The following is a 2,649-nucleotide window of genomic DNA, read 5'->3' as shown; positions in this document are numbered from 1 at the left end:
GTCCCACGCGTGGGACAGCCCGGGGCTGGCCTGGCGGGCAGTCGTCGACCTCAAGGGCCGCATCGCGGAGCTCACCGACGTGATCGCCGAGCACCTGGCCGACGCCCAGGCCGAGGCCGACGGCGCGCCGCTGGAGCCCGGCCGGGTCGGCGAAGTCGTCGCCGGGACCGTCGCCGAACTGCGCGAGCGCCCGGGCGTGCCGGTCGCCGGGCTCGCCGTCGCCGGCGGGCCAGACGGGTACGACGCCGAACAGTGGCGGCGCCACGTCACCACCGGGCGGCCCCGGTCGCCGCACAGCAGCACAGCGACCGGGCACTGGGAGAGGTCGCTCTGTGCCTCGCGCCCGCGTACCTCTCCGACCGCAGCGCCCTGCCCGTCCTCGAGGTCTACGCCGCCGACGCCGAAAAGACCCGGAACTGTTCCTGGCCCGCCGCCGGTACGCCATCACCGGCGACTGGCGCGCCGTCGAGGACGACTACCGCGGCCGCCAGGCCCGCGACTTCCTAGCCTGGCACGGCGAGGAACGGTGAGCGCAGCGGGAGTGTCCGGACGCGGCGGCCGGGACGGGGTGCGGGGCGGCGCGGGGGCGGTCAGGGTCCCGGGATGGTTCGGACGTCGTAGGCCCAGCCCCGCGGTACGGGGTTGCCCTGGTCCATGCGCAGCGCTTCGTAGATGTCGCATTCGAGGCGCTCGGCGGCGTCGGCGGCGGGGACCAGGTCGATCGGGTAGGGGCCGACGACCAGGACGGGGCGCTGCCGGCCGTTGTCGCCGTCGTCCCGGCGGAAGTCGATGTGGAAGCGCTGGGTGAGCGCGTCCAGAAGCACGGCCTGGTGGTCGGTCAGCCTGCCCTCGGTACGGCCCCCTCCTGCTTACGCAGCCAGGTCCCGGGGCGGAAGGCCAGGTCGTCGCCGGGGACGACGGTCCGGGCCGGCTACCAGGCGCCCAAGGGGCGTGCGGCCTGGCCCGTGCCCAGGACGCAACCGTGCGGGCGGCGGGCAGTGCGCCATGGGGCGGCCATGCAACCCAGGGCCGGGACGGCAGCCAGAGGGGCGGGCGGGGCCCTCCAGGGGCCGCCGCGCGGCTGGAAGACCGGGTCGGGCGCAGCGGCGCGCTCTGACAGCCGACCGGGGCAGCGGGCGGGAGCCCTCGCTACAGACCCGCGGGACGTAGCACCGGGGCGGAGCGGGAGGCCGCCGGAAGAAGGCCGGCCCCGACAGCGGTCCACCGTCCCGTCCGCCCCCGGCGTCCCTGGTTTCCCCGGGCCGGCCGGGAGCTGGTGGTCGGCCGGCCCGGCAGCCCCCGGACGGCGCGCGCCCTGAGCTTGACGTTTGACGTCTGGCGGCCGGGGGGCTCCTCAGTCGAGCCAGATCAGCATGGCGTGACCGGTCGCGGCCGCGGCTTGGAAGAACGCCGTCAGGGGGGAGAACAGGTCGCGGGCCCACTCCAGTGTGGTCGGGGAGTCCCAGATCTGTGGGTAGGTCTCGGCCTCGGCGAGTTCGGAGTGATCGACGCCGTGGATCAGCTGGTCGTACGTCATCTGGGCCAGGGTGTCGGCAGCCAGCCGCACCCGGTCCGCGGTCAGGTATCGCGGCGGTCCGTAGCCCCAGTCGTCGTCCTCGGCGAAGGTCTCCTCACCGTGCACGATGTCGACCGGGAACGCCGATCGCCGCAGCAGAAATCCCAGCAGGTCCCAGGTCTGGTGCGTCGTGAAATGCCGCGCCTCGGCCGGTGGCGGCTCGTTCTCCTCCTGAGCGTCCTGGATCTCGTCGGCGAGTTCCTGGGCCCACTCGGGATCCGCAACAGAACGGGCCAGCTCTTCAGGAGTGACGCGCAGGTACTCGCCGTTCATACTCATGGGCGGCGAGCATACGGAGCTACTCCGACAACCAGGTCCGACCGGTGGGCATCACGCTGTTCGTCGGGGCTTGGTGCCGCTCTTGTGGTGGGCGGCTCGGGCGTAGGACTCGCCGGTGACGAGGCCTGTGCCGACGTCGTGGTGGGGTGCGGGGCGCCGGTTCCTGGAGCCGGGCGGCCGGCCGGGGCCGGGGGAGGTGGGTTTCGGTGCACGTGCTGGTGAGGGGGCCTTCGTGTAGAGGTTCCTGAACCCGCGCCGGACACGGGCGGGGGTGAGTTTGTTCGGTTCGGCCGGCCACTCCCACGACCGACGAAGGTCAGCGCCAAGAGCCGGGCGAGGCGGAACTGGGTGTGTGCGGCGATCACCAACCAGGTCCAGCCACACGCCGCGCCGCACCACCCCCGGGGGCACCGAAAAACCCGCCGCCCCGCGCCCCACGGCAACCGCGTCCCGCGACACGGCCCCGACCCGAAACCCCTCACACCCCGGAAGGAATCTCCCACCTAATGTCACATTACGCACTAACTTGCTACACCCATCCACCCCGGGAAAACCCACCGAACCCCCGCCCCGCATCCCCACCACGGAACCGGACACGACCGGCGGGACACGGCGCAGCACGCCCTGGTGGAAGCAACCCCGCGACGCAGACACCACCCCCTTTTCGAACGGGCGGCCTGGCGGCCGCTGGGGGCCGGGCCTAGGGCCTGTGTGATGTTGTGATCAATCTCCGGGTTCTGCCCCGCTCCGGGGCAGAACCCGGTAGGAATGTTGGATGTGACGCGCAGGCAACT

At 73.0% G+C, this 2,649-nt stretch carries 3 protein-coding genes and 1 pseudogene; all 4 read right to left on the bottom strand.

Going from position 1 to position 2,649, the window contains the following annotated elements; translation table 11 throughout:
- On the bottom strand, nt 1-265 hold a 265-nt coding region (locus tag ACFU74_RS36930), incomplete at its 3' end, for a hypothetical protein (protein ID WP_380764517.1).
- Between the two features lie 325 nt (nt 266-590).
- A complete protein-coding gene (locus ACFU74_RS36925; RefSeq protein WP_380764516.1) occupies nt 591-824 on the bottom strand; it encodes a hypothetical protein in 234 nt (77 codons plus the stop codon).
- Between the two features lie 530 nt (nt 825-1,354).
- Nucleotides 1,355-1,855: a YfbM family protein gene (locus ACFU74_RS36920; protein ID WP_380764515.1), complete on the bottom strand. Its 501-nt coding sequence runs from the start codon at nt 1,853-1,855 to the stop codon at nt 1,355-1,357.
- Between the two features lie 51 nt (nt 1,856-1,906).
- A pseudogene (locus tag ACFU74_RS36915) lies at nt 1,907-2,244 on the bottom strand (transposase); the annotation flags it as partial.
- Between the last annotated feature and the right edge of the window lie 405 nt (nt 2,245-2,649).

The organism is Kitasatospora sp. NPDC057500, assembly GCF_042802195.1.
Classification (GTDB): domain Bacteria; phylum Actinomycetota; class Actinomycetes; order Streptomycetales; family Streptomycetaceae; genus Kitasatospora.
Note: the sequence above shows the minus strand (reverse complement) of the source record. Positions and strands in the feature narration are given on the sequence as shown.